Below are 26,133 nucleotides of genomic sequence, written 5' to 3' on the forward strand. Positions count from 1 at the left end.
AAAAATAAATTAAGCCCCTATAAAGGTTCTACTCTAAATAGTTTTAAAACAATCCGATTAGACAAAGCTAATTTTTCGTCATTCTGAGCGCAGCGATATAAAACAAGTATGGCGCACCGTTCGGCACGCCATACCCGCTTCTATTGTAGTCTGGGTTTTGTGAAGAAGTCCTAAAGCACCCACAGCGCAATGTGGTAAACGATAAACGCCAAACCAAGCGAAATCGCAAAGTAATAACCCGCAATCGCAAGCATCCAATTAAGGGAATGCGTTTCACGATACGTTGTACCCATTGCAAGTACACAAGGGATATTGAACATCGATGCAAAAATAAATGCAAGAGCTTCCGGGATGGTCACCACGGCACGCATCATTTCGCCAAGATTTGCACCCGCCTCATTACGGGCAACAAGCGAGAACGCATCCGTTGTACTCGAGAAGACAACGCTCATCACGCCAAGCGACGCTTCCTTGCTAAAGATTCCGCCGATATACGAAATAAACAGTTGCCAGCGCATACCGAAAATCTGCGTAAACGGTTCAATCGCATTGCCAATGGTGTAAAGCACGCTATGTTCCACATTTCCATCTTTCGAATATGAAATAAGCCAGAACAAAAGGGACACAAACCAAATGACCGCAATCGCCTTCTTGAAAACCGCCCAGACATTGCGAGCAACCGTCTTGAGCAAAATTTTCCAATGTGGCTTGTGGTACGGCGGGAGTTCCATAATCATGCCCACGCGTTCATTCACCGGCATCAGCTTGTTTCCGAAAAGCTTAGACGAGAGCCAGAACGATGCAAAAATCATCGCTACATAAACCAAGCCAAACAGCGGAGCCGCCGAGCCAAAGAAAACGGAAGCAAGGAAAAGCACTACGGCAACTTTTGAGCCACACGGGATTGACCACAAAAGCACCATTGCAAACAAGCGCTGCCCGCGCGTATCAAGCACACGCGTACCGCAAACAGCACCGCCCGTGCACGCAAGCCCCGACACCAAAGGCATAAACGCCTTACCATGCAATCCAAGCCGTGAAAGCCACGAGTCAAACACATACGAAGATCTCGCCAAGTACCCCGTATCTTCCATCAATCCAAACGTCACAAGAATTGCAAAGACAAATCCCATCATGGCGACAGTCACAGATAGACCGCCAATGATAACGCCATTGATGAACGACGCTACAGAGGGCCACCAGCCAAACTTTTCGCACATTTGAACCACAAGCGGTTCTGCAACATGCTGGAGTCCAAAGCAGCTTGCAATAATCGGGACTGCGATCATCATGCTCACCGCAAGCGTAAGCACGAGAATAAAGAACGCGACAATTTTACCCCAGATGCGGTGCGTCGCAATTTTATCAAAGCGAGAAAGTTTCATCGACTTTTCTTCGCCTTCAGACGCATCACGGAGAACTTCAGAGACAAAGCGGTACTTCGCTTCACCCGTCAAAAGTCCGCCATCAGCACCTTCAGCATCCAGAATTTCCTTGATTTGCTTCCAATGTTCCGGCGTCACCGCCGTTTCGACTTCAGAACGCACAAGCGAATCATTTTCCAAAAGCTTTGATGCAACCCAGAATCTTTCGCGATTGTCAAATTTTAGAGATGCAATCAAATCTTCAAGCTTTTTCAGATTTTCAACACGCGACTTTCCGCCTTCGCGTTCAACAATGTCACGAATTTTATCCGACGAAATCGTCGCCTTCTTTTCAAGCGCACGATTCAGCGTTTCAAAGAATTTCGGATAGCCGTCCAAATTTGCCGCCGTAAAGCCAAGCACCGGAATGTTCAAAAGCTTTTCGATTTTCTGGACGTCAATCTTTTTGCCCTTCTGCTCGGCAACATCCATCATGTTGAGCACAAGCATCACCGGGCTTTTAACGCCTGCAAAATCTGCAAGCATGTAAAGGCTGCGTTCCAGCTGCGACGCGTCAACGATAATGCAGACAATATCGGCGTAACCATGTTCAATGTATGTACGCGTCACAACTTCTTCGGCAGAGTTTGCCGTAAGCCCATAGCTACCCGGCAAATCAACAACGCGATAAAGTTCTTCGCCCTGCGTGAAAAAGCCTTCCGCCCTTTCCACCGTTTTTCCGGGCCAGTTACCGACATGCTGATGCGAACCCGTCAATGCATTAAAAAGAGTGGACTTGCCGGAATTCGGCTGTCCCAGCAATGCAATCGTTCTCATGCCATCTCCACGTCAATCTGCATGCATTCTTTGCGGTTAATCGCAATCATCGTATCGTGCGAATACACAAGAACTGGAGAACGTCCATCATTTTGCAGCACCAAGAACGGACTGCTTGGCGGAAGCCCCATCGAAACCACGCGAGAAATGAAGCGGGAATCCCCGTTAATCTTTTGAATCAAGCCCTTTTGATTTTCCTGTAATTCAGACAAACACATTCTTACAAACTCCTTCTATTTAAAACTGTAGCGAATCTTTGTTGCAAAACTTCTACCCGGTTTACTTTCACCAAACTTATCGAACGATTCGCTATCCGTGATGTTATCAACTTCAAAGCTCCAGCCCAGTTTATTATCCCAAATGGAATATTCAACGCCCACATCCTGCGTGAACGAAGCTTTAATTTTACGGCTCTGGCGGGAGCTAATCTTCCAGCCGTAGAAATATTCATCCGTATAATTTGCGGACCACCAGACTTTCAAGAAGTCTTCTTTGCTAAACAAATCACCCATATGGAATTCCGCAAGATAATTCATAAAGAATCGCGGAATGTTAGGCACAATCGCCTTCTTGGGGACGCCCTGTTTTGCCGTATATTTCATGTTACGCAAATCTTGGAAAGTCCAGTTCGTCCCAAGCAAAACCCATTCATTGACATCCAACTTCACATCGCCTTCGTAGCCCCAGGCACGAATCGGATTCATGTTAAAGTAAGGCGTAGACATCTGTGCCGAACTCATGTAATGGATTCTATCTTTGTAGTACGAATAAAACACATCGCCATCAAAGCGGAGCCTTGTCACAAGCGGCAATTCCTGCAAGTCTACAGAAATTCCAAAATTGAAATTATCAGCCTGTTCAGGCTTGAGGCTTGTCGCCGCGCTCACGCGAATGCCATCGCCAAAGAGTTCTTCAGGAGTCGGCAAGCGCACAGCATGCTGATACGACGCCTTCACGGAAAGGGGCTTTGCAATCTTGAACATCAAGCTTTCATCATAACTAAAATCATGGTAGTCGTTCGATTCCACCGCAGGTTCAATCAGAAGGCTCGTCGGCATATTCGAAATTTCAGCCTTCATGTAATGGAACTTGAAACCGAGAAGATTCTGGAGGCGCGAATCAAAGAAATTATTTTCAAGAGAAAGCCCCGTCGTTATCGAGAAAACTACTCCCGGAAGCCCAGCTGTATTAAACTGAGCCTTTTCAGAGCCGTAATCGTCTTCAGGATTTTCCTTGTGGTACTTGATGAGCGTATTCCAATAAATTTTTTGATCCTTAATAAACTGATAATCAAAATTCAGCAAATTATTGAAATCGTACACCTGCACCGTGCGCAATCTCGGAAGTCCCATAGACACGAGTTCGCCCACATTCTTCTGCGCTGTATCGCAGCTAAACCAGTTGCGGCAATGGACTCGGCTCGTATCAATGATTTTATTTTCGGCATAACCGAACGAAAAAAAATCACCGAAATTCAAGTTTTTCGCAAAGAAATTCTTCTTGTCTAGCCCAAAAGAAGCACCGAAATTATAGCCTTCGGAGGTTGATTCCTTAATGCGATTTTCAATGCCCTGAATCTGCTTGTCAAACGCGCCAAAGCTTGCACCCAACGAAATTTGGTCAAACCAGGCGTTCATCAAATTTGCAAAAGCCTGCACATTGTAAGAGGTATAATGGTCGTGATCGCGAACAACGCTCGTATCTTCGCCCGTAGAACTTTTCATATACGGCGATGTAAATTCGTAATCGTTATCGGAATGGTTAAAGTAACCGGACACACCAATTTCAAGGCTTGCAGCGCCCGCAATGCTATCAATCAAATGGCTTGCGGCAACGGAAGCTTTGTGCGTATTGAAGCTCGAAATACTATAAGAAGCGTCCACAGAATTTGTCGGACGTTTTTTAGTCACAATGTTAATGGCACCGCCCGCGCCGTCTGTCGCAAAACGTGCCGGGATATAGCCTTTATAAACTTCAATATCCGCAATCTGGTCAATAGGAATATCGTCAAGTCCCAAATTTCCTTGCGTTTCGACAGGAACACCGTTGACAAGCACCTTGATGTTCTTGCCTTCCATGCCGCGAATATTTATTTTGCCTTCGCTACCCATTCCGCCAGACTTGCGCACTTTCACGCCAGACGCAGAATTAATCGCCTTGGAAACGCTCTTGCTCGTATTTTGCAATTCAGCGGCATCAATCGTTGAAACCGTTTCAACCTGTTTTGCAATAGCAGCCTGTTCGGCCTCGGATTCTGTCTCGACCGAAAGCAAATCCAGTTTCGTCACTTCTTCGGAACTTGTGGAAGCGCCCGCAGCATTTACTTCAGAAGCGCCACCATTTGGAGCGTCCGTCGCATTGCTTTCCGCGACGGGTTCATCAAAATCTTCGAACGAAGTAACTTCGTCATCCTGTGCATAAGCAGAAACAACGGCAAATGCCGCAAAAGCGGCAAAAACAGTAGCAAACTTACGAATATTCATCTTCAATAAAACCCAGAACTACTTTTTTACAATGTCACCCCGGACTGTCATCCCGGCCTTGTGCCGGGACGGGGTCACCATTTTTTCAAAGCATCTATTACTTCAGCGGAACAATCCACATCGGGATTTGTTCGGCTTCAGCAATTTTCTTAGCCTTATCCGTCTTCGGATCATAGCGGAAGTAAGCATTGCCATCTTCTTCAGTAGAGACCGCAAAAATTACGTTGCCATCATCTTCCACATACTTGCCGTAGCTTGCCCAGCTCGAAGAATAACCAATCGGCAAAGCCTTGATCTTCTTCTTGGCAAGGTCAACCTGCACCGGCTTGCAAGTGTTATTGTGATAGCTATCCATGTCCGTCCAAGTCTGCTGCAAATCAACCATCACGTTCAAGAAAGCATAGACATAGCCATCTTCCGACGGATACGTTGCCGGAGAGAGATACTTGAAGTTACCCTTTTCCGTAAGGTTCTTAACGCCAACTTCTTCGCTGACCTTCCAAACGTACTTTTCGTCGAACTTGGTTTCACCCACCTTAATGCGGAGGAAGCCATCAACCTGGCCTGGAGCGTAGCCCCAAGAAGCATTACTGTAGCAATAGATGTAACCGTCAAGCACAACGAAGGACTGATTCTGGGAGTCATCCAAAGAACCCACGGCAGCAATGCGGTCATCCTTGGCAACATCAATTACCTTGTCCTTCTTGACATCGATAATGGCGACCTGGGCTTCATTACCCGTAGCATAATCGCTCACATTCTGCAAAAGACCCACATAAAGGCGGTCGTCAACAATCACGCCAGTTCCCGGGCTCACCACGAGAGCGTCCCTATTCTTGTACTTGGAAAGGTCAATGGCGCCCGTCTTCTTCATGGTTTTCGGGTTGATGATGATCAAGGAATCGAGCATACCGCCCAAATAAGCCTTTTCTTCGTTGACAAAGTAAATGTGGTTTACCCAAGTTCCCGGGAGAGAGAGCTTTGCAGTCACCTTGCCAAGCTTGTTGTTTTCAGCCAGGCTATAACGGGAAATAGAACCAACATCCAAATCAGCGATGAACAGGGAATTATCGTAATAGACAACACCTGCACGCGTACCGACTTCAACAAAGTCCTTGCCCAAATCATCCGTGTGATCGAGGGACATCGTGCCGATAAACATTGTTTCGCCGGTCGAAATGGAAGTTGCAAATTCGCGTTTGTAATCATCCTTTTCGGAATCGGCATTGCTCGAAGAATCGCTACCGCAGGCGGCAAAAAGGCTTGCAGCAAATGTAAGTGCAATGAGTTTTTTATTCATAAATGACTCCTAGTGTTATACACCTTTTTAAGTTTCGCCCGCATTTTAGAAATCCCAAAAGACCGCCTCAACTCCAAATGGACTCAAACCAATCCAAAAAGTTAGATATGACTAATATAACCTTTAAAACAAGACATCAATAAATTAAAATTGGTGCGAAAAACAAACAGAAGGTAACTATGAGTGTTTTCAAAAGACTAACACCTTATATGCAATCGCGAAAAATTTTATATCCGTTTGCACTTTTATTTTCATCACTGAGTTCCATCGCGGGGATCGCTCCCTTTATATATGTATGGCTCATCGTCCGTGAATTATTCGCTGACACAGGTAATATTTCATACGACATGGTCAAGCATTACGCATTGATGGCCGTCATTTTCTCCGTCATAAGCATCGTGCTCTATTTTTCAGCGCTCATCTGTTCGCACTTAGTCGCCTTCCGCATCGAAGGCAACATCCGCAGAATCACCATGAAAAAATTGCTCAAGCTCCCGCTTGGCTTTTTCGACAAGAATCCCACCGGACGCATCCGCAAAATCATTGACGACAACGCAGCCGTCACACATACATTCATGGCGCACGAGCTTCCGGATTTAGCAGGGACCATCGTCGTTCCCATCGCCTCGCTCGTATTGTTGTTCATTTTCGATTGGCGTCTTGGCATCGCATCACTCGTCCCAATTGCCTACGCCATCATCACGCTCGGCTCCAAGATGAACAAGAGCAAGGACTTTATGCAAAAGTACATGAAGTCTCTCGAAGACATGAATACAGAAGCGGTCGAATACGTGCGCGGCATCCCCGTTGTGAAAGTCTTCCAGCAAACTATTTATTCCTTTAAGAACTTCTATAAAACAATTGATGATTACCACCAAATGGTCACTGCATATTCTAGCAGTTGGAAGTTCATCATGTGCTCTTACACAACGCTCATCAACGGCGTTGCCCTCATCCTCGTCCCCACGGCATTCCTCATCGCAACAAGTTCAGGCAACATCGCCGCCACAATCGTGGACTTGATGCTCTATGTTCTCGTGACCCCCGTTTTCTCGCAGTGCGTCATGCGCAGCATGTACTTGAGCCAAGCAGTAAACCAAGCAAAACTCGCCATTGGTAGCATTGAATCGTTGACAGATTACCCAGAACTTGCTACACCGACAAGCCCGCAAGAAGTCAAGCATTTCGATATTGAATTCAAGAATGTCAAGTTCACCTACCCCGGCACAGAAAATGAAGTCCTTCATGACATTTCATTCAAAATAAAGGAAGGCGAAACAGTCGCACTCGTTGGTACATCTGGCGGCGGCAAGAGCACCATCGCAAAGCTCGTCCCGAGATTCTTCGACGCCAACGATGGTGAAATTTTAGTCGGCGGCGCGCCCATCAAGGAAATACCCCAAGAAGTCCTCATGAAAAACACATCATTCGTTTTCCAGAATACTCGACTCTTCAAGAAGAGTATTTTGGAAAACGTCCGTTACGGAACTCCTGAGGCATCCATTGAAAGCGTCAACAAGGCGCTTGATCTCGCCCAATGCCGCGAAATCATTGACCGCCTGCCCGAAGGCATCAACACCGTCATCGGCAGCAAGGGTACATACCTTTCTGGTGGCGAGCAGCAGCGAATCGTACTTGCACGAGCCATCCTCAAGAACGCCCCCATCGTCGTTCTTGATGAAGCGACCGCATTTGCAGACCCCGAAAACGAAAGCCTTATCCAGCAAGCACTGCAAACGCTTTCGAAGGGCAAAACAGTCTTGATGATTGCACACAGACTCACAAGCATCGTGAATGCCGACCAGATTCTCGTCGTACAAGGCGGACGCATCGTGGAACGCGGCACGCACAAGGAACTCGTTGAAAAAGGCGGCGTATTCGCCAAGATGTGGCAAGATTATCAGCAGTCCGTCAGCTGGACTATCGGAGGCAAGAATGTATAATTGGATCAAAAATCGCTTTGTCCTCTCTGATGAAGGTACAAAAACATTTATCAAAGGCGTATTTTGGACAACGTGGCATTACCTTTCGTTAATGCTCCCGCTTTCGTTCGTATTCCTGTTCCTCAAGGAATTCATGGCGAAAATGCAAAATCCGTCGGCAGAACCGCATAATTTCTGGGTTTACATAGCAATTGCGGTCGTCATTTACCTTGTCATGTACTTCATCTACGCGCTTTCTTACGACAGCACGTACGAATCAGTCTATTCGGAATGTAAAAAACGTCGCATCACGCTCGCCGAAAAGTTGCGCAAGCTCCCGCTCGCCTTCTTTGGCAAAAAGGACCTTTCCGACTTGACATCGACCATCATGAACGACGTAAACGCTCTTGAAATGATTTTCTCGCACGCCGTTCCTGAAATTTTCGCAGTCGCCGCGATGCTCGTTATCTGCGCAGTCGCACTCATCATTTACAATCCAGTGATGGCTACTGCACTTTTGTGGGTAGCACCATTTGCAGGATTGCTCATTTACTTGTCCCGCAAATTACAGTTCAAAAACTTCAAGCACACCTACAATGCGGCCCGCGTCATTACCGAAGATATCCAGGAAAGCCTTGAAAATATTCAAGAAATCAAGTCCTACTGCGAAGAAGAAAGCGTCTGCAAAGCATTGGACGATCACTCCAAATTCTATGAACATTCCCAGATTAAAGGCGAATTCATGTCAGGAGTCATCCTGAACGGTGCACAAATTTTCCTGAAACTCGGCCTTGCTTCCGTTCTCATTTTCGGTTCTATCCTCCTTGCACAAGACAAATTAAGCGTATTTGATTACCTCGTGTACATCGTCTGCGCATCGACGATTTACAGCCCCATTTATCTCGTTCTAAACAACATGACGGAACTATTCTTCTTGGATGTTCGTCTCAAGCGATTCAAGGAAATGGACGATATGGAAGTCCAGCGCGGTTCCACAAAGTTTGAGCCCGCTGATTACGACATTGAATTCAAGAACGTCGATTTCTACTACAACGAAGAAAAGCAAGTTTTGAAGAAGGCTTCGTTCACCGCCAAGCAAGGCGAAATCACCGCACTCGTGGGCCCGTCTGGCAGCGGAAAGACAACAGCCGCAAAGCTCGCCGCCCGTTTCTGGGACATTCAAGGCGGCACCATCACGCTCGGCGGCCAGGACATCTCAAGAATCGATCCCGAAACGCTCCTCAAAAACTTCTCCATCGTCTTCCAAGATGTCGTGCTGTTCAACACTTCCATCCGCGACAACATCCGCATCGGTAAACGCGATGCCACCGACGAAGAAATTCTGCGAGCTGCAAAACTTGCAAACTGCGATGACTTTGTGCAAAAGCTCCCGCAAGGTTACGACACAGTCATCGGTGAAAACGGCGACACGCTCTCCGGCGGCGAACGCCAGCGAATCTCCATCGCCCGCGCCATCCTCAAGGACGCCCCCATCGTGCTCCTCGACGAAGCTACCGCAAGCCTCGACGTCGAAAACGAATCCAAGATTCAGCAGAGCATTTCGAAACTCGTGCAGAACAAGACCGTCATCATCATCGCCCACCGCATGCGCACCATCGCCAATGCAGACAAGGTTGTAGTCCTGCAAAACGGTCAAGTTGTCGAAACCGGCTCCCCCGCAGAACTAAAAGCGAAAGGCGGCCTCTTCGGCAAAATGCTCAAGCTCCAAGAAGTGAACTAGAACTCATTCAATAACCACCTACTAAATTGCCCCGGAGAAATCCGGGGCAATTTTCTGTTTTTAAGAATTAAATTTCGTAACATTTATTTCTAGGGAACCAATATCCCTTCCCACCTTTAGGGTAATAAAACAGCACATATTCCCCCGCTTTAGCATAGACTTTAAAATAGTCAATCCATTCGCCCTGATAGCTATATCGACCATTCCCAGGCGCCCAACCATTACGCGATTGGCACTTGAAATTATACGCGGATGCGGAAAATGCACCCAGCAAAAGAATAGTTATCACAAGTCAAAAACTAAACTTTTTCATTTCTAATAATCCTTAACGCAACGGACTGAATACCCATCATCATATTCTCGAGTATAAGAACATTTATAAGCAGAATCCATCAAAAATGTTGCAAGACATATGTAAACATTAGGATCTACATGTTGATAAGTAGGTCGATTCATATATGTCGACGATGTCCAAAAACTACCATGAATGCCCAATCCCCAAAAGCCTCCATTCTTTACCTGTCCTGCAGGCAAAGCAGAAAAACCATAAGCATTATTTCCCCTCTCATCGCCCTTCCAAACATTTTTACTTTTTAACATTTTTCCAGCAATATCAGATCCACCAACAGTCTCAAACAATTCAATCCACTCCGTAGTATCCGGTAGATGCCATCCTTTAGGGCACGCAAATTTAGCAGCACTCCATGTATAAAGACGACCGTATTTTTTGCAATTCCGTTCACTAAATTCATAACAAGCACTTTCATTCATCTCATAATTCAAATTTTGAGCCATCCAAACCTGATTTCCAATTTTCACGGTTTTATAAACTTGCCCATCGCGAGAGTCCCTAAATGATCCAGCAAACAATATATTAACTAGACAAAGCAACAATAAAATAAACTTTTTCATAAATACCCCCCTTCTTATTTACGTTTCTTTTTTCTCGCGGGAGAACTAAGAAAATCCCGCAAATAACTTCCAAATTCAGTGTATTCAACACTATCACAATACCCTGTACTAGTGGTAGTTTGACAACTCATCACATTAGCACCACTATATATAATTTGCCCATAGTATCTATATTCGCCTAGGGCGTAATAAAACTTAGTCATAAGTATTTTGCCGTCAATTTCAACAATAAGATTCCCTTCCTTGCCAAACTGCCGTCCAAAATATCGAGCATAATTATCACGACCATTATAGAAAACAACATCCTGTTGCGCATTTTTTAATATTTGGCAGGAAATCTTCTTTACAGACGTCCCTGAGTCATAACTCTTCCGTCGAGTTTGAAAATAACATTGTTCTGCAAACGACATCATAGACATAAGCAAAACCAAAACAATGGTCAACTTTTTCATAATAGCTCCCTTCTGCTCCAAACAGTTTATTAAGCCTTCGCAAATATAGCAAAGTCTGTTCTACCATAAAAGCTCATCCATTTTTTGCAGTCTCTCCATTTTTTCGAAAACCTCTTGACATTTGCCTTTCGGTGATTTATATTTTCAGTGCTCAAGTGAGTAGTTTTAGAATTTTCGCCTTTTTATGCATGTAGGCGAACGGAGGTAATATGACGCGAAACGAATTCATCGCCTTTGTCAAGGACGTACATGAGCATCCCGAACATTTGGCTGATTACCGTAAGAAATACAAAAACGTTTATCCATTCAGCGACGGCATCTTTAAGATGCTTATGGCGAACGAAGCCAAGCCCAAACGAACCGTCAAATTCCTAAATGCTATGCTAGGGCTTTCCGGCGATAAAGCTATCGTAACATTTACACTGGGCGTACCTGAAAACCCTGGCGTGCTGAATGACAAAACCGCCATATTCGACATCTACGGCACAACGCAGGCGGGCGAACCAGTACTTATCGAAATCCAACAAAATTTCAATACTCTTTTTATCGATCGGCTCATTTACTACGCAGCCCGAGTCGTTTCACGTACAGTTAAGAAAGCTCAAGATTACAAGCTCCCACATATCTATGTGCTTTCCATTCTAACCGAAAATCAATTTCCAAGGGAGCACAACTCCTATCTGCATCACGTACAGTTGGTTCGTAACCATAGTCTTTTCTACGAAAAACTGGACATTTTTCTGATAGAATTGGATAAGTTCTTTGCAATTGATGATCGCACATCGCCACAATGTCGCGAGCAGTCTGACAGGGCTGAAATGTTGCGTATTTTCCGCGATGTCCTTGAGGACAGAGATATTCCCGAAGACAAGTTAAAGAAACTACTTGACAAGGACTTTGCAAAAGATGTATCTTTAAAAGGGTACACCGACGAAACTCTTCTGAATGAGGTTGACGGAATGACGGACATGCTTTACGAAAAACAAGGGTCTTATCTTCAGGCAAAGATAGATGACGCCCAAGCAATGCTCGCCGAAGGTGATTCTGTAGAAAAAATTTCTAGAATTACCAAGCTTTCCGAAAGGGAAGTACTCAAGCTGAAGAAAGAACTTGAGGAAACTGACGCACCTGCATAAGCTTCGTAAAATAGCCCCATTGGTTTAGTTCATGCTGCACGTGACCGAAGCAAAATACATTGGTGATTACAAGATTTCCGTCGCATTTAATGACGGATGTCGTATCATCGCTGATTTTGAAAAAGTCGTCAAGTCCGATCATCGCGCAATCGTGCAACAACTAGCGAACATCAACACATTTAAAGATTTCAGCCTGCAAGCACACACAATCACATGGTCAAACGGCGTTGATTTCGCACCAGAATTCATCAAGAGTTTGCAAAAGGTTCCCGAAAATGCCGCTAAATGGTCAAAAGAGCGCCTCGACACGGAACTCGAAAAAGGATACAATGACATGCTGAAAGGTCGCACCCGCCCTGCAGCGATGGTCCTTTCCGATGTCAAGAAAAAATACAAGGTATGAATTTATAGAAGCGAAATAGTCTTTATTTCTTGCATTCCACGTAGGCTAAATCAATCCGCCCTTTAATAACGCAATTTTCCGTTATCGTCCAGCCATTCCCTTTCAAAAAAGACTTGTATTCGTCTTCCGTCCATTCGTGCGCAAAGCGGACACCGACAAGACTCAAAAGCTTTTGCCACAAGTTTCTTTTGCCGTCAGCAGGGAATATAAAGTTCGGAGCTATCAGCACGCCGTCATCTTTCAAGACGCGGCGGATTTCCGCAAGCGCCTTCGAGGGCTCCGGGATAATGTGGAGAGCATTCGCAATCACGACCACATCAAAAGCTTTGTCCATGAACCGTAACGAAGTCGCATCAGCCACTTCAAAACGCACATTCTCCGGATTCTTCGCCTTGCGAGCCGTCTCGATCATCTTCGGAGCAAAATCAGTCGCAACCACATGATTCGCGTGAGGCGCAATATGCCGCGCAATCATCCCCGGACCCGTCGCCAGTTCAAGTACATCCCTGCCCCGCGCGACCTCGCCAATTCGCCCATACATAAAATCATAAATATCCTTCTGCGAACGCATTGCAAATTCATAAACCGGCGCAAAGACATCCCAAATATTCAAGCTCATAAAATTACGCCTCGCAACCGCGAGGCCTCTCCCTTTTTACGTTATATAGTTTCGGTGGCTAACAACGTCATGGCGGACACCTGTGCTGAGCTATGTCGAAGCATGATCCGCCATCTTGATTACTACAAATATACACACGCGGTCACTCTACGACCACTCCAATCGGACGCATTTTTCAATAAAACCAATGCGTTATAATTTACCAAACGCATGTTTTTCAGGGTAGATTTGGCAAATTACAATCAAACCATGCATTAGAAAAGGACGCTTGGCGAGCGTCCTTTTGAATTTTCTAAAGCCAACAGATTAAATGACGGCAAATTTTTTAGTCCTTAACGCAACGAATTGAATATCCGTTCGTCTTGCCTTTATACAAAAAATTATTCTCTAAATTCGTTCCTACCACCACACCAATCGCAGTTTCTGCACTATCGTCCGAAGCACTCCAAAAATATCCCAAAGAACCAAGTTCATCAAAAACCATCTCAAATCCATCATAACCATAATAGCCGGATTTTTGAGCAGAGAAGCCAAACTTGTCTTCCCTTCCAAGGCGTTCATCTTTCTGCATCAAAGCGTCCCAGCTTTTCCCTACCGTTTCATACAATTTTTTCCATTCCAATGATTCAGGCAAATGCCAGCCCGAAGGGCAAATTCCGCGAACAGGACGTTTTGAAGAGCACTTTTTTTCACTATCACATCCTTTCCCATTCTTTGAAAATTTCCCGGCACTATCCATCGCTACAGACCAAGTATATAAACGACCATACTTAGCACATTTTTCTTTATCATCATTATAGCACCAAGAACGCCCACGTAAACTCGGATAATTTGCGCTATCGGCATAATTCAAGTTTTCCGCCATCCACACTTGGTCACCAATTTTCACAACTTTATACGCATGTCCGTCTCTTGAATCCGTAATTGTTTCCGACCTGCTTGCAATATCATCAAGCCGTTGCTGTTCCTTTTTTTCTTCAGCACGAAGAGCTTCCTCTTTCTGCTTTTTTCGTTCAGCATCACGAACTTCACGCTCTTTTTTCCTACGTTCTTTGTCTGCAGCAACTTCCTCTTTTGTTTTGCAACGTTGAGGTTTCTTTTCATAGGCTTCATTTTCATTCACGCAAAAATAGACAATGTTCGTATTGTAACAGTCAGTCAACTCCGAACCATCATCACATGAATAAAAACATGTAGGCACTTGCCGATACAAGCCCCTTTTGTTAAAAACACATTTCAGAGGATCTGTTCCAACTGGATTTTTAGCCAAAGCCAAATCTGCAAACAGGAATACAATTCCTAGAATAAGCATGTTCATTTTCGTCTTTTTCATTTTATCATCCCTTTTGAAATTAAATTTTCGAGTGTTTTTAGAGAGTCTTTTTATCTTGTGACTGCCAGTAAAGATAGTCAGCCCATGCTTTTTCGAACCAAATTTTCTTCATTAGTCATCTTCTTCAATCAGTTCGTGTTCAACGCCTTTTCCCGCATTAAGAGCTTCAATACCTTCTTTCAAGAACGCCATATTTTTAGCGTTGTAAGCAGCTCGGGGTTCGCGAATTTCAAAAGGAATCCTATGCTCGTTGATAACATTCTTGACGAACATATAGATGGCGGCAGAGGTAGAAATGCCCACGTTTTCACAGAACTCGTCAAAACGTTCCTTGTCCTTAGAATCGACACGTGCTGAAATTGTTGCTTGAGCCATAACGGACCTTCTGAGATGCATTTTTACTAAAAATAATTGTTTTCACAATGAAATGCAACCAATATTATGCAAATGTATCTATTTTGCAGAAATACATTCATATTCACGCAAACAAACAAAACCAGTCCGCAACCAAACCAAGCACGATATTTATATTATTTTTTATTTAAATTGTATTACACACACCAATAGAGGCTAAAATGATTTCAAACGTTACCCAACACGGAAATTTATACTGGATCATAGACGAAGACGGCAACAGATCAGGAAGCATAGACACTGCAGAAGGACTTGTGAATTTTACTTCAGAAACAGTTTCTGTAAGACACGGAAAAGAAATATGGATATTTGACGAAAAAGGAAACAGAACAAGCGTAGTAAACAGATCATAATCTTCGCTAAGCAATCAAGTACCAACATCGATGACTCAACCCATTTTACCCATTATCCAAGGCCTCACCATCCCGTTTTTAGGGACGGTTCTCGGCGCAGCCTGCGTATTCTTTATCCGCGGGCAAATGAAGCAGAACCTCAAGCGCGGACTTTTAGCATTTGCGGCTGGCGTCATGGTAGCAGCATCCGTCTGGAGTCTGCTCCTCCCGGCCATCAGCGCCAGCGAACATTTGGGGAAATTATCATTTGCACCCGCCGCAGTTGGGTTTTGGGCTGGTATTTTATTCTTATATATTTTGGATAAAATCACACCGCATTTGCATTTGGGCAGCAAAACTCCCGAAGGTCCGAGAGCAAAACTCAAACGCACTACGATGCTCACGCTCGCCGTGACGCTCCACAATTTACCCGAAGGCATGGCTGTCGGCATCGTCTTTGCAGGCTGGCTTTCCGGGAACGTCGCCATCACGCTCTCGGCCGCATTCGCTCTTTCCATCGGTATCGCGATACAAAACTTTCCTGAAGGAGCAGTCGTTTCGCTCCCGCTAAAAGCAGAAGGCGCAACGCGCAAAAAAGCATTTGCACTCGGAGCGCTCTCCGGAGCTGTCGAACCCATCGGTGCCTTGATTACCTTAATCGCTGCCGAAATCCTTTCGCCATTTATGCCCTACCTGCTCTCGTTTGCAGCAGGCGCAATGATTTACGTTGTCGTCGAAGAAATGCTCCCCGAAGTGAGCGAAGGCGACCACTTTGACGCAGGCACCATTCTCTTCGCCGTCGGCTTCACACTCATGATGGCACTCGACAGCGCGCTTTAAAATCAAGCAAACAATTCTTTTATCGAAATAACCTTGTAATTGCCCAGATTTTTTATTTTCTTCTTGACACCAGCCGTGACGCCCTTTCTGGAAAAAATCCAAAAATACAAATTGTCGCGTTTAATACACGGTGCGCACGCCTGCAAGTCAGAAAGTTCAGTCTCATCAAACGCCTTTTCAGTGTATTTACATTCGCAAAGAATGGCATTATTCTCATCTTGGGCAACAATGTCTATTTCCTCTTGACGTTTCACAAGAGGGTTATTACCCCACCAGCGTCCAACTTGTTCAGCAAAGAACGGAAGCTCGCCATTATAGGATTTTTCCATAATAAACTGCGAGCACACTCTTTCAAATCGATGCCCAATATATCCATTTAAACTTTCAGTCGTAAATTCCCTATCATAATAAATTTCAGGCGAAATAAGTCCGTTCAACATATTCAAATGTTTATAGATAAATCTGAAATAGAACGCAAAGTAGTTATCATCAATAGAATAAAGCGTATTGCGAGCCTTGCCTTTTTCGCCAACAGGGATTTCTGTTTTGATAAATCCCAAATTTTGAAGGACGTTCAAGTATTTTGCAATCTTCGCACCTTCTTCTCCAACCTTCATCTTTATATCATTAAGCGTCGAAGCACCAGAATTGATAGCAAGCAGAATATTCTTATAAAAAAGCGTTTCTTTGAGTTCCATGCGAAGCAACGTATCAATTTCATTGTATAAGTAGCCCGTTGTAGAAAGGCAATTTTTGATGACGTTCTCGCGAATAGAAACGGAATCGTCAAAAAGAGAAAGGTATAGAGGAATACCGCCAAGAATTGAATAAACCGTTAGGACTTCTTCGTCACTATATTTGGGGAAAAATTCTTTAGATTCTTTATATGAAAATGGTTGCAATTTCAAATCGGCAGTCTTGCGACCATATAAAGGTTTGGTCGAATCATCAAACAAGTCCTCAATAACAGAAACTTCAGAACCGCACAAAATTAAAAAAATGTTCTTTTTTTTCAGAATTCGGTCAATAGCATTCTGCAGCCCCGAATCGTATACAGGATTTGAATTGTACAAATAAGTAAACTCGTCAATAATGATATTCACACGTTTAGAAAAAGCGGCACCATCGATGAACGAGTAGACATCCTGCCAAGTCTCAAGTGAATTCAAAAAATCGCCAGCATTTAATACCCGTTTCAATTCCGTACAAAAATTACGAACATTATTGGCTTCGCTCCCTTTGTCAGCAGTAAAGAACACAGTATCCTTTTCATGAAGCGAGGCAAAGTGAGCCAAAAGAAAACTCTTGCCCACGCGCCTACGACCATGCATGATTAGCATTTCAAATTTCTTAGACCGATAAAGATCTTCAAGAAGCTTTAATTCTCTTTTACGTCCGACAAACATCTTATTTACTCCAAAGTTATTAACTTTAAAGTTATTTACTCTAGAGTTAATATAAATATTTTTCATTAGAGAATCAACAAATTCTAACAAAAACACTCTTTTTCAAGGGTATCATAAAAAAAAGACAATACATTGTCAAGTTTTTTCATGACTTTTGCAATTTTTATCAATTTTAGCCAACCAATTTTACTACTTTATATTAAGTAATTATCAATACAGTAAGGAGGATTAACATGAACAAAAAGTCTATCGCACTCACCCATGCATTGGCTATACTATTTACATCATTTGCCATTTTAGGCTGTTCAAGCGACAATTCTAGCGGGGCAAACGGAAATGAATGCGTTTTCGCAAACAACGAAAAAAGCCCACTGATTCTGGATTCAATTTCGTCATGCATCATCAATCCCGATTCAATTGAAGGACTCATCGCATTAAATAAAATCTACCTTAAATATTTTGACGGAACATGGAGACTCACATTCCCTGCAAATATCAATGATTTAAGAGACAATTACACCATCGCAACTCGCAGCGCAAACGACACGTTGATCGTTTCCATGAAACGAAAAAAAGAAAGCACAGCCGTACCCGGCCTCGCCTGCCCCGTTCTAGTCTACACTTCGCTAAAAAGAGAACTAGAAGAGAATTACCTAGCAGCTATGGGCGCTTATTCCATCATCCGCTACGACGAAAATTTCGTTACTCTGGATTCCATATCGGATTGCATCCTCGACGAACAAGAAATAAACAAGCACTACTTTTCCGACACCGCATTTGTCGAAGAAAAAAACGGGAAGAACATCATTGTTTTCCCGTCGCAATTAGACTATCCTAGAAAATATGTCAAATCAATCGGAGTGTTCATCAAAGGTGACACTCTGCAACTGGACCTTCTCGATAAAGAAAAACCACCTGAGACACCTCTGTTCTGCCCAATCAAAGTTTACGGAACGTTAAACAAACCATTCAACGGAAAATTTGTTTCGACCCGTTCAGGAGTTTACGTTTACAGTTCGATATAGTGCGGGATAATATCTTCGTAGTTCCCGTCTTTGAGCAAGAAACCCTTGGGAATCACGCCGAGCTGCGTAAATCCGAGCTTCTTGTAGAGCTTGAGTGCCGACGTGTTTGTGGCGACAACCGCATTGAACTGCAAGATCCTGAAGCCGATTTCCTTTGCCTTCGCGAGGCAATCCTTTACGAGAAATTCACCGATGTGCTGGCCGCGTTTGTTCTTCTTGACCGCATAGCTTGCATTCGAAATATGCCCGCAGCGCCCGACATTGTTCGGGTGGAGAATGTACAGCCCCACAACCTCGCCGGAGTCCGTATCAAGAGCAATACCCGTGAACGATTGCGACTTGAAAAAGGCGTCACCCGTCTGCGGGTCAAGCGCATCTTTCTGAGGGAACGCGATTCCGTCTTCGACGATATCGTTCCAGATTTCAATCGCGTCGTTGATATACTTTGTACTGTATTCTTCAATTTTAAGCATGAGAATAATCCTCTAATTTCTTTTTATTCCCCCAGCACGTGCCGGAGCGTGTCGAGGAAAAGTTCGCCCGCCCGCGTGAACTGCTGGCTCCGCCGCCAAATGATGTACATGTTGGTGGTGAGTTCGGGCATGAGCGGCCTGAAGCACAGGCGCGAACTGCGGCTCGTATCCACCAGGCCGTCGAAAGTGAGCAGGTAGCCCGTGCCCTCTTTGGCAAGCACCGAACCGTTGTACGAAAGATCCAGTCCCACAATCACGTTCAGCTTCGAAATATCGTCGCCGAACCATTTCGGCAAATCCGCCACCATCGCCTGGCGCGACGCCAACAGCGGCTTGTCGAGCAAGTCCTTCGGCTCAATGAAATCCCGCTTGGCCAAAGGGTCGTCGCGACGCATCACCACTCCCCAGCGGTCCACCGAACGCACCGCAAGGCAGTTGTATTTTTCCAAGTCAACGTTGTCTACAACCACCGCGAAATCGAAAATGCCCTTGTCCAACTTTTCCAAAGCGCGCTCGCTGTCGCCCGAATATAAGTTGTACTTAATCTTCGGATAGTCGTCCCGGAGAATCGCGATGCACTTCGAAAGAAAGTTCACGTTCCGCGATTCCGCGCAGGCAATGGCGATTTCACCCACCACCTCGTCTTCCTTCAGCGACTTGAAATCCTGCACCGTCCTGTCCGCCATCGAAAGGATATCCTCCGCACGCTCACGCAAGAGTTCCCCCGCAGGCGTCAGCCGAATCGCGTAGTTCGTGCGCTCGAAAAGCTTCTCGCCCAGTTCCTCCTCCAACTCCTTGAGCTGGCGACTCACCGTCGGCTGCGTCACGCAAAGATTATCCGCCGCGCGCGAGACATTCCCCAACCGCGCCGCCTCCAGAAAATACCGCAAAACTCGAAGTTCCATACCCGAAAACTAATAAAATTCAAGCCCCGTGGGTATGAAATTGCAAAAATAATGCCCGAAAGGAATAACTGATTGATTTGACGGTGGGGGAAGTCTCCCCCTGGTTCGCACTTCGTTGCTCTCCACCCCCTCGCCTAAGGGGCTCCGCCCCCTAAAACGAAAAATGCGACCTGCTTGATGTGCTGGAACTCATCGCTTACAACAAAAGCCCCATGGAACGCGCCGAAAGAGCCCGCTTGATGCACGAAGAAATCCTGAACGAAATATCCGAAAAGCAAGTTCCCTTTATGGAATTCGTCTTGCAGCAATACGTGGAAAACGGAGTCGATGAACTATCATTGAATCAGCTGCCCGAGCTCGTCAAACTCAAGTACGGCACCATCAAGGACGCCTGTGATAAAATGGGTGTGACCGGCAAGGATTTGAAGAAACTCTTCACCGATTTCCAGAAGACGTTGTATGTAGCGTAATTTTTTGCAATATTTTCGTCGCCCAATACTTCTCGGTCTTTACGTCGCATTCCTAATCCTTTACGCAGCGGACATTTAGTCCGAAGTATTTAAGTTCGTGAACTATGGCAGCATTCTCGTTGTTGTAATGTAAAAACATTACGTAAGCGCCGCCATTCTGATATTCCGTAGAGCTTGTAAAGGGCCCTAAATACTCGGTGGAACTCCAAAACTCGCCCATAAAGCCCTTATTGTCAAAATAGCTGTTGTCCTGCAAGCGCCCTCCGGGGACTCCCGAAAAGCCGAATGCATCAACGCCGTTCTTGTCGTCATACCATTCCGACTGCGATTTGAGAATCATTCCTGCGGTTAACTTTCCGCCCACAGTTTCAAGCAGAGTTTCCCACTCATCCTTACTTGGCAGGTGCCACCCCTTCATGCAAACGCCCTGGATGTTTCCTTGCGGCAAGGAACAAGTGTCGCCATGTCCACACTCCTTTTCAGGGCGGTCTATCGCCGTATGCCATAAATAGTATCGTCCATACTTTTCGCAATTTTCTGCCTGATATCCATAGCATTCACTTTTTATACTATCGGAATCAAATTTGAGATTTTCGGCCATCCAAACCTGCGAGCCGATTTTCACCGTCTTATAGGTATTCCCGTCACGGTCATCGATTACTGTACCGTATTCGCAATTGTCTTCCGTTTCGGTTTTGCAGTACGAAAGCTGGTCGGCACTATTACTGGATCCTATCGATTCACGCCTGGATGACGAGGATTGCGCCATCACTTCAGAGTCACTAGACAAATCACCCTGCACTTCGGCATTGTCCTGATTTTTATTTGGGGTATTATCGGTTGCGGACGCCGCATCATCACAGGCCGTCAAAAACGCAGCCATCCCCATCGCAAACAAAATATTTTTCATGCTTCCTCCATTAATCAAAATTCTAGACAAATTTATAATTATTCAGGCATCGAATATTTTTTGCAACCAAAAGAGGCTATCTTTCAGGCTCTGTCAAGTCAGACCGTACTTTTGGGTCAAAACTGCGAAAACGCTGCGAAGTCGGAACCCGCCGAAACAGCCTAAAAACTACGGTTACGCAGTGAATAAACAGCCTGGAAGGGGTTTACGGATTCGGGAAAGTTTGCTAGCCGAGGTCGGGCGTACGGATTGGCCTAGCAGAGCCCTTATGTTTAGTGCATAAATGTGTAGGAAATTACTTTTCGCGCACGAAGCAAAACAATCAAAGCCCCGCCTTTTTATGCCGCTTAAATCCATGCCTTATAAGCATATCTAGTTATGAAAACAAAGTATTTGCAATATCTGAAAAAAGAGGTATATTTGAACATGTAAAGACTTCAACCGAGAGGAACCTATGAAAAAAGTATTGGTCTTGTCCAGCAGTTTGCGTAAGGGTAGCAACTCCGAAACCCTGGCGCAGGAGTTCGCGAAGGGTGCCGCCGAGGCGGGCAACAAGGTGGAATTCGAGTCGCTACGCGGCAAGAAGATCGGTTTTTGCATGGGCTGCCTTGCTTGCCAGAAGAAGGGCAAGTGCGTCATCAAGGACGACGCTCCCGCCATCACCAAGAAGATGGAATCGGCTGACGTCATCGTGTTCGCGACGCCGATTTACTATTACGAGATGAGCGGCCAGCTCAAGACCATGCTCGACCGTGCGAATTCCCTCTATTCCAGCGATTATAAGTTCCGCGAGATTTACCTGCTCACGTCTGCTGCCGACACCGACGCGAAGGCCATGAACATCGCGAAGCGCGGCATTGGCGGGTGGATTGCCTGTTTCGACGGCGTGAAACTCAAGGGCGCCCTCTGCGCCACGGGTGCCGAAAGCGCCGGCGACGTCAAGAAGAATTCCGCGCTCCTAAAAAAAGCGTTCGCCATGGGAAAGAAAGTTTAATAAGGGGTGATCAACTATGAAAAAAGGAATTCCTCATGAAGCAAGTTTTTGACACTGCCGACCTGAAATGGACTCGCGAACCTGCAACTTACAAAGTTGGCGAGGATGAAATTTGCATCGTGACCGATCCGCATACGGATCTCTGGCAAAGAACTTATTACCGTTTTCGCAACGACAATGCGCCGGTTCTTCAGATTGAAACGGAGGAAAAATTTTTCTCGTTTGTCATGAAAACAGACTTTTCTAGAAGCCATCATCGCTTCGATCAGTGCGGAATCGCTATGTATCTTGATTCTGAAAATTGGCTGAAAGCATCTGTTGAATACGAAAATGAAAAATTCCAGCATCTTGGTTCGGTTGTAACCAACCACGGTTATTCCGACTGGGCTACGACTGCTATCAGTGCCGAAATTAAAACGATGTGGTTCCGCTTTAGCCGTCGAGAAAGTGACTATTGCGTAGAATGCTCGCAAGATGGAAAAAACTTCACGCAAATGCGCATTTGCCACATGTGGGAAGGTGCTGGTAAAATCCGCTTTGGTATTTACGCTTGTAGCCCTGAAGATTCCTCGTTCTTGGCAAAATTTTCAGACTTTGCATTGACGGAATGCCTGTGGAAAGCTCACGACGGCCAGCAACCTGATTGAATTTGTTTATTAAATATTCATGCCTAAAAAGCATAACAAGCCATAGTAAATAAGCAATTGCTATTGTACAGGGAATAAATAATATTAAAAATGTAAAGGGAGATGTCCGCCTGCGCGGACATGACAAGAAGAGTTGAATTTTTAAATAGGAGATAAATCATGAAATCCAAATTCTTTAAAGCAGCGCTCGCCGTGGTTTCCGCATGCACCCTGATGGCATGCTCCCCCGAAAAAGCCCCTTCGACAAGCTCAGGGACCTTGTCGACAACAAAGCAGGCAACAGAAACCGCCTCTGCAACACAACAGACAAAGGAAGAAAATATGAACAAGCTCACGCTCACCGCCGAATGGGACAAGGTTTTCCCCAAGAGCGACAAGGTCGAACATTCCAAGGTCACTTTCAAGAACCACTTCGGCATTGAACTCGCCGCCGACATGTTCGTGCCCAAAGACACGAGCCTTAAGGTGAATGGCAAGTTCCCGGCGATTGCAGTATCCGGCCCGTTCGGCGCCGTCAAGGAACAGTCCAGCGGCCTTTACGCCCAGCAGATGGCGGAACGCGGATTCCTGACCATAGCATTCGACCCGAGCTTCACCGGCGAATCGGGCGGCGAGCCGCGCTACATGAACAGCCCGGACATCAACACCGAAGACTTCATGGCGTCTGTAGATTTTCTCTCGACCCGCGACAACGTTGACCCGGAACGCATCGGCATCATCGGCATTTGCGGCTGGGGCGGCATGGCGATTAACGCCGCCGGCATTGACACCCGCGTCAAGGCGACGGTTGCCTCGACCATGTACGACATGAGCCGCGTGACCGCAAACGGCTACTTCGATTCCGCAAACAACGCCGATGCCCGTAACGAGGCCCGCAAGGCATTGATGGCCCAGCGCACCAAGGACTTCAAGAACGGTACGTATGACCTGGCCGGCGGTGTTATTGACCCGCTCCCGGACGACGCTCCTTACTTTGTCAAGGATTACTACGCCTACTACAAGACCCCGCGCGGCTATCATAAACGCTCCCTCAACAGCAACAAGGGCTGGGCCGCCTCCGCAGGCACCTCGCTCATGAACACGAAACTCCTCGCATATGCCAACGAAATCCGTAACCCGGTGCTCATCATCCACGGCGAAAAGGCCCACAGCCGCTACTTCGGCGAAGGCGCATTCGAAAAGATGACCGGCAAGAAGGCGAACGTCCCCGCAAAACTTGACGCCACCAAGAACTGGAGCAAGACCGTCGGCAACAAGGAACTCCTCGTTATCCCCGGAGCCTCCCACGTGGACCTCTACGACAACCTGGAAAAAATCCCCTTCGAAAAGCTGAACGAATTCTTCAAGACGAACTTGAAGTAACTTGACTGATGTCATCCCCGCGTAGGCGGGCGGACAGCACTTAGCACTTTAGTGCTTAGTGCGCATGGCCACCAAGGTGGGGATCTCCTTTTTATTATTGAATTAAATTTTTCAGAGAGTTTTTATGAAAGGACGTATCCTATACATTGTCATTTTATTGCTGTTCGCAGCTTGCTCTTCTGACGCGGCATCGTCTGTCAAACCGACGCAACCTGAAACCCAAACGCCAAAATCGTCTGCCAGTAAAACGCCCGGCGCAGTGCCAGCAAGTTCAACATCTAAAGTGGGGGAGGCTCCCGTGAAACTTAAAATCCATGTGAACGATACCACCTTCACGGCGACGCTCGAAGAAAATTCCTCGGCCAAGGCCTTCGCCGAATTCCTCACGCAGGGTGACATGACGCTTGACATGCACGACTACGGCAGTTTCGAGAAGGTGGCCGACCTGCCGCGCAGTTTCCCGCGCAACGACACGCAAATCGACACCGACGCAGGCGACATCATCCTCTACCAGGGCAATTCCATTACTATCTACTACGACAAGAATTCCTGGAACTTCACGCGCCTCGCCCGTATCGACAACGTGAACAAGAAACGCCTCCAGCAGATCCTCGGCAAAGGGAACGTAAAGGCTACTTTCTCGGTGGAATAAGTAGTTTTGGCGATTTTACTACCATAAATCTGCCAAAAGTGAACTTTTTTAGCCTGTTTTGGCAAAAATATTGTATAGAATCACAATTACAAATGCGTCGGTCCGTTCTCGACGCAATAACCTTCTTTATAATCCCCTTTATTTGAGCAGACAACCCTTATGTTCGATGCAACAACATTAAAAACTTGTTCATTAAATTTGACATACCTATAATTCACTGATGGAACCTTGAAATCATGGGAGGAATAACAGGTGCACTTGGAAGCCTCTTGCACATTTACATAAGAAATAAACAGAGTATCATCTACAAAATCTAAAGCTACATCAGCGGAAACGTCACAATAATCTAAAGCGTAAAGAGTCAAGTCAAAGCAACCTCTGCAATCGCCTAAATAAACAGCTGAATGTTCATCATAACCAACAATTAGCGACGAAATCATCTTCTCAATATCCGACGAACTGAATGAGGAAGTATCCGCACACTTTCCAAGAACCACCGAAGTATATAGCGTTGGGTTCTTTTCTTCCGCCGAACTGGATGCGGAATCATTGCACCCGACAAGAAGTTCCAAAGAGATAACAATGAAAAAAAGAATTTTTATTTTCATAGGTCTTTATCAAAAAACACCGTTTTCATTAAACAATCCGCCCATCAAACCGGAAGACATCGCGTTTTTAACAGTTAACGTATCCGAGACATCAACTTTTGGAATAGGGAATTTACAAGTAATTTTTTCTACACGCAATTCAGCATTTTGGGGCATCGCAACCACTTGAACGTCCTTGTAGAATCCTGCCTTATCAATTTCTGCAGTAAAAACAAGCAAACGACCATCTTTGTCAGCGTCATAATCTTCGTTTGAAGGAGCGTTCACAAGTGTCTGATAACTTCCTTCAAATGGATAGAAGTTTATAGTCTGAGCAGGATACCCTTCGCAAGGGACTCCGTTGCAAAAAGCCCTAAAAATTAGACCAAACCAAGAAGTGTCGGCACCGCTGCACGGAGATTTCTCAAGCCGCATTACGCGGCCTTTTGGGCTGTTGCCAATGGCAAGAATGTCATATCCATTGCCAACATGTTCAAAAACAGGATACGCGGGAGTACGAACCTTGAACTCACCATAGGTAAATTCTCCCAGTTCCATCTTGAAGCGAGAATCTTCTTCGGGTGCAGACGAATTATCATCCGCACACCCGACAA

At 45.5% G+C, this 26,133-nt stretch carries 27 protein-coding genes; 12 read left to right on the plus strand and 15 right to left on the minus strand.

Annotation, left to right across the window (positions count from 1 at the left end):
- Positions 1-170: 170 nt before the first annotated feature.
- The 4 genes from feoB to BUC30_RS05090 all read right to left on the minus strand — a co-directional run bounded on the left by feoB (position 171) and on the right by BUC30_RS05090 (position 5,984).
- On the minus strand, positions 171-2,201 hold the full coding sequence (gene feoB / locus BUC30_RS05075; RefSeq protein WP_073423812.1) for a ferrous iron transport protein B: 2,031 nt from the start codon (positions 2,199-2,201) through the stop codon (positions 171-173).
- Positions 2,198-2,419, minus strand: coding sequence for a FeoA family protein (locus BUC30_RS05080; RefSeq protein WP_014546404.1), 222 nt, complete (start codon positions 2,417-2,419; stop codon positions 2,198-2,200). Before BUC30_RS05080 ends, feoB begins: the two co-directional genes overlap by 4 nt.
- Positions 2,420-2,434: 15 nt before the next feature.
- Positions 2,435-4,684 (minus strand): TonB-dependent receptor, encoded by a 2,250-nt coding sequence (locus BUC30_RS05085; protein WP_073423813.1) that lies wholly within the window; start codon positions 4,682-4,684, stop codon positions 2,435-2,437.
- 97 nt (positions 4,685-4,781) lie between these two features.
- The gene (locus BUC30_RS05090) at positions 4,782-5,984 is read right to left on the minus strand and encodes a hypothetical protein (RefSeq protein ID WP_073423814.1); all 1,203 of its coding nucleotides are present in this window, start codon (positions 5,982-5,984) and stop codon (positions 4,782-4,784) included.
- A 179-nt stretch (positions 5,985-6,163) separates the two neighbouring features.
- Between BUC30_RS05090 and BUC30_RS05095 the strand changes: the two genes are divergently transcribed.
- Together BUC30_RS05095 and BUC30_RS05100 are read left to right on the plus strand one after the other, a co-directional pair.
- Complete coding sequence (locus BUC30_RS05095; protein ID WP_073423815.1) at positions 6,164-7,927, plus strand: ABC transporter ATP-binding protein; 1,764 nt, start codon at positions 6,164-6,166, stop codon at positions 7,925-7,927.
- On the plus strand, positions 7,920-9,647 hold the full coding sequence (locus BUC30_RS05100) for an ABC transporter ATP-binding protein (protein ID WP_073423816.1): 1,728 nt from the start codon (positions 7,920-7,922) through the stop codon (positions 9,645-9,647). Before BUC30_RS05095 ends, BUC30_RS05100 begins: the two co-directional genes overlap by 8 nt.
- 315 nt (positions 9,648-9,962) lie before the next feature.
- Here the strand turns inward: BUC30_RS05100 and BUC30_RS05105 are convergent, their stop codons facing one another.
- Together BUC30_RS05105 and BUC30_RS05110 are read right to left on the minus strand one after the other, a co-directional pair.
- On the minus strand, positions 9,963-10,559 hold the full coding sequence (locus tag BUC30_RS05105; protein ID WP_073423817.1) for a fibrobacter succinogenes major paralogous domain-containing protein: 597 nt from the start codon (positions 10,557-10,559) through the stop codon (positions 9,963-9,965).
- 14 nt (positions 10,560-10,573) lie between these two features.
- Positions 10,574-11,011, minus strand: a complete 438-nt coding sequence (locus tag BUC30_RS05110) for a hypothetical protein (protein ID WP_073423818.1) — start codon at positions 11,009-11,011, stop codon at positions 10,574-10,576.
- Positions 11,012-11,220: 209 nt separating this feature from the next.
- On the opposite strand from BUC30_RS05110, the gene BUC30_RS05115 reads away from it, so the two are divergent.
- Both BUC30_RS05115 and BUC30_RS15760 read left to right on the plus strand, forming a co-directional pair.
- The gene (locus BUC30_RS05115) at positions 11,221-12,147 is read left to right on the plus strand and encodes a PD-(D/E)XK nuclease family transposase (protein WP_073423819.1); all 927 of its coding nucleotides are present in this window, start codon (positions 11,221-11,223) and stop codon (positions 12,145-12,147) included.
- Positions 12,148-12,178: 31 nt separating this feature from the next.
- Positions 12,179-12,550 (plus strand): DUF2442 domain-containing protein, encoded by a 372-nt coding sequence (locus BUC30_RS15760; protein ID WP_083555509.1) that lies wholly within the window; start codon positions 12,179-12,181, stop codon positions 12,548-12,550.
- Between the two features lie 22 nt (positions 12,551-12,572).
- Here BUC30_RS15760 and BUC30_RS05125 read toward each other — a convergent pair whose 3' ends face one another.
- From BUC30_RS05125 to BUC30_RS05135, 3 genes are all read right to left on the minus strand, one after another.
- Positions 12,573-13,169 carry a class I SAM-dependent methyltransferase gene (locus BUC30_RS05125; RefSeq protein WP_073423820.1) on the minus strand — a complete coding sequence of 199 codons (597 nt, stop codon included), beginning with the start codon at positions 13,167-13,169 and terminating at the stop codon, positions 12,573-12,575.
- 325 nt (positions 13,170-13,494) lie between these two features.
- Positions 13,495-14,502, minus strand: a complete 1,008-nt coding sequence (locus tag BUC30_RS05130; protein ID WP_083555511.1) for an FISUMP domain-containing protein — start codon at positions 14,500-14,502, stop codon at positions 13,495-13,497.
- 111 nt (positions 14,503-14,613) lie between these two features.
- Positions 14,614-14,877: a type II toxin-antitoxin system RelB/DinJ family antitoxin gene (locus BUC30_RS05135; RefSeq protein WP_073423822.1), complete on the minus strand. Its 264-nt coding sequence runs from the start codon at positions 14,875-14,877 to the stop codon at positions 14,614-14,616.
- Between the two features lie 200 nt (positions 14,878-15,077).
- Here BUC30_RS05135 and BUC30_RS15860 point away from each other — a divergent pair, with 200 nt between their 5' ends.
- Together BUC30_RS15860 and BUC30_RS05140 are read left to right on the plus strand one after the other, a co-directional pair.
- Positions 15,078-15,269 carry a hypothetical protein gene (locus BUC30_RS15860; RefSeq protein ID WP_139260787.1) on the plus strand — a complete coding sequence of 64 codons (192 nt, stop codon included), beginning with the start codon at positions 15,078-15,080 and terminating at the stop codon, positions 15,267-15,269.
- 30 nt (positions 15,270-15,299) lie between these two features.
- On the plus strand, positions 15,300-16,088 hold the full coding sequence (locus tag BUC30_RS05140) for a ZIP family metal transporter (RefSeq protein ID WP_073423823.1): 789 nt from the start codon (positions 15,300-15,302) through the stop codon (positions 16,086-16,088).
- A 2-nt stretch (positions 16,089-16,090) separates the two neighbouring features.
- On the opposite strand, the gene BUC30_RS05145 is transcribed toward BUC30_RS05140, so the two are convergent.
- Positions 16,091-17,560, minus strand: coding sequence for an ATP-binding protein (locus BUC30_RS05145; protein WP_244536486.1), 1,470 nt, complete (start codon positions 17,558-17,560; stop codon positions 16,091-16,093).
- A gap of 167 nt (positions 17,561-17,727) precedes the next feature.
- Between BUC30_RS05145 and BUC30_RS05150 the strand changes: the two genes are divergently transcribed.
- On the plus strand, positions 17,728-18,519 hold the full coding sequence (locus tag BUC30_RS05150; protein ID WP_073423825.1) for a hypothetical protein: 792 nt from the start codon (positions 17,728-17,730) through the stop codon (positions 18,517-18,519).
- Here the strand turns inward: BUC30_RS05150 and BUC30_RS05155 are convergent.
- Together BUC30_RS05155 and BUC30_RS05160 are read right to left on the minus strand one after the other, a co-directional pair.
- The gene (locus BUC30_RS05155; RefSeq protein ID WP_073423826.1) at positions 18,504-18,992 is read right to left on the minus strand and encodes a GNAT family N-acetyltransferase; all 489 of its coding nucleotides are present in this window, start codon (positions 18,990-18,992) and stop codon (positions 18,504-18,506) included. The genes BUC30_RS05150 and BUC30_RS05155 overlap by 16 nt on opposite strands.
- Positions 18,993-19,015: 23 nt before the next feature.
- Positions 19,016-19,897, minus strand: a complete 882-nt coding sequence (locus BUC30_RS05160) for a LysR family transcriptional regulator (RefSeq protein WP_073423827.1) — start codon at positions 19,895-19,897, stop codon at positions 19,016-19,018.
- 179 nt (positions 19,898-20,076) lie between these two features.
- Here BUC30_RS05160 and BUC30_RS05165 point away from each other — a divergent pair, with 179 nt between their 5' ends.
- Entirely contained in the window at positions 20,077-20,367 is a 291-nt protein-coding gene (locus BUC30_RS05165; protein ID WP_244536487.1) for a type I restriction-modification enzyme R subunit C-terminal domain-containing protein, read from the plus strand.
- A 52-nt stretch (positions 20,368-20,419) separates the two neighbouring features.
- On the opposite strand, the gene BUC30_RS05170 is transcribed toward BUC30_RS05165, so the two are convergent.
- The gene (locus BUC30_RS05170) at positions 20,420-21,277 is read right to left on the minus strand and encodes a fibrobacter succinogenes major paralogous domain-containing protein (RefSeq protein ID WP_073423828.1); all 858 of its coding nucleotides are present in this window, start codon (positions 21,275-21,277) and stop codon (positions 20,420-20,422) included.
- 454 nt (positions 21,278-21,731) lie between these two features.
- Here BUC30_RS05170 and BUC30_RS05180 point away from each other — a divergent pair, with 454 nt between their 5' ends.
- The 4 genes from BUC30_RS05180 (at position 21,732) to BUC30_RS05195 (ending at position 24,932) form a co-directional block, all read left to right on the plus strand.
- Entirely contained in the window at positions 21,732-22,271 is a 540-nt protein-coding gene (locus BUC30_RS05180) for a flavodoxin family protein (protein ID WP_072977139.1), read from the plus strand.
- A gap of 35 nt (positions 22,272-22,306) precedes the next feature.
- Positions 22,307-22,918 (plus strand): DUF1349 domain-containing protein, encoded by a 612-nt coding sequence (locus tag BUC30_RS05185; RefSeq protein ID WP_073423830.1) that lies wholly within the window; start codon positions 22,307-22,309, stop codon positions 22,916-22,918.
- A gap of 159 nt (positions 22,919-23,077) precedes the next feature.
- The gene (locus BUC30_RS05190) at positions 23,078-24,280 is read left to right on the plus strand and encodes an alpha/beta hydrolase (protein ID WP_139260788.1); all 1,203 of its coding nucleotides are present in this window, start codon (positions 23,078-23,080) and stop codon (positions 24,278-24,280) included.
- A gap of 124 nt (positions 24,281-24,404) precedes the next feature.
- Positions 24,405-24,932 carry a cyclophilin-like fold protein gene (locus tag BUC30_RS05195; protein WP_244536488.1) on the plus strand — a complete coding sequence of 176 codons (528 nt, stop codon included), beginning with the start codon at positions 24,405-24,407 and terminating at the stop codon, positions 24,930-24,932.
- An 86-nt stretch (positions 24,933-25,018) separates the two neighbouring features.
- Here BUC30_RS05195 and BUC30_RS05200 read toward each other — a convergent pair whose 3' ends face one another.
- Together BUC30_RS05200 and BUC30_RS05205 are read right to left on the minus strand one after the other, a co-directional pair.
- Entirely contained in the window at positions 25,019-25,540 is a 522-nt protein-coding gene (locus tag BUC30_RS05200) for a hypothetical protein (protein WP_073423831.1), read from the minus strand.
- Between the two features lie 9 nt (positions 25,541-25,549).
- Positions 25,550-26,077 carry a hypothetical protein gene (locus tag BUC30_RS05205; RefSeq protein WP_170861503.1) on the minus strand — a complete coding sequence of 176 codons (528 nt, stop codon included), beginning with the start codon at positions 26,075-26,077 and terminating at the stop codon, positions 25,550-25,552.
- Positions 26,078-26,133: the final 56 nt, after the last annotated feature.

The organism is Fibrobacter sp. UWB7, from assembly GCF_900142945.1.
In the GTDB taxonomy this organism is placed as follows: domain Bacteria; phylum Fibrobacterota; class Fibrobacteria; order Fibrobacterales; family Fibrobacteraceae; genus Fibrobacter.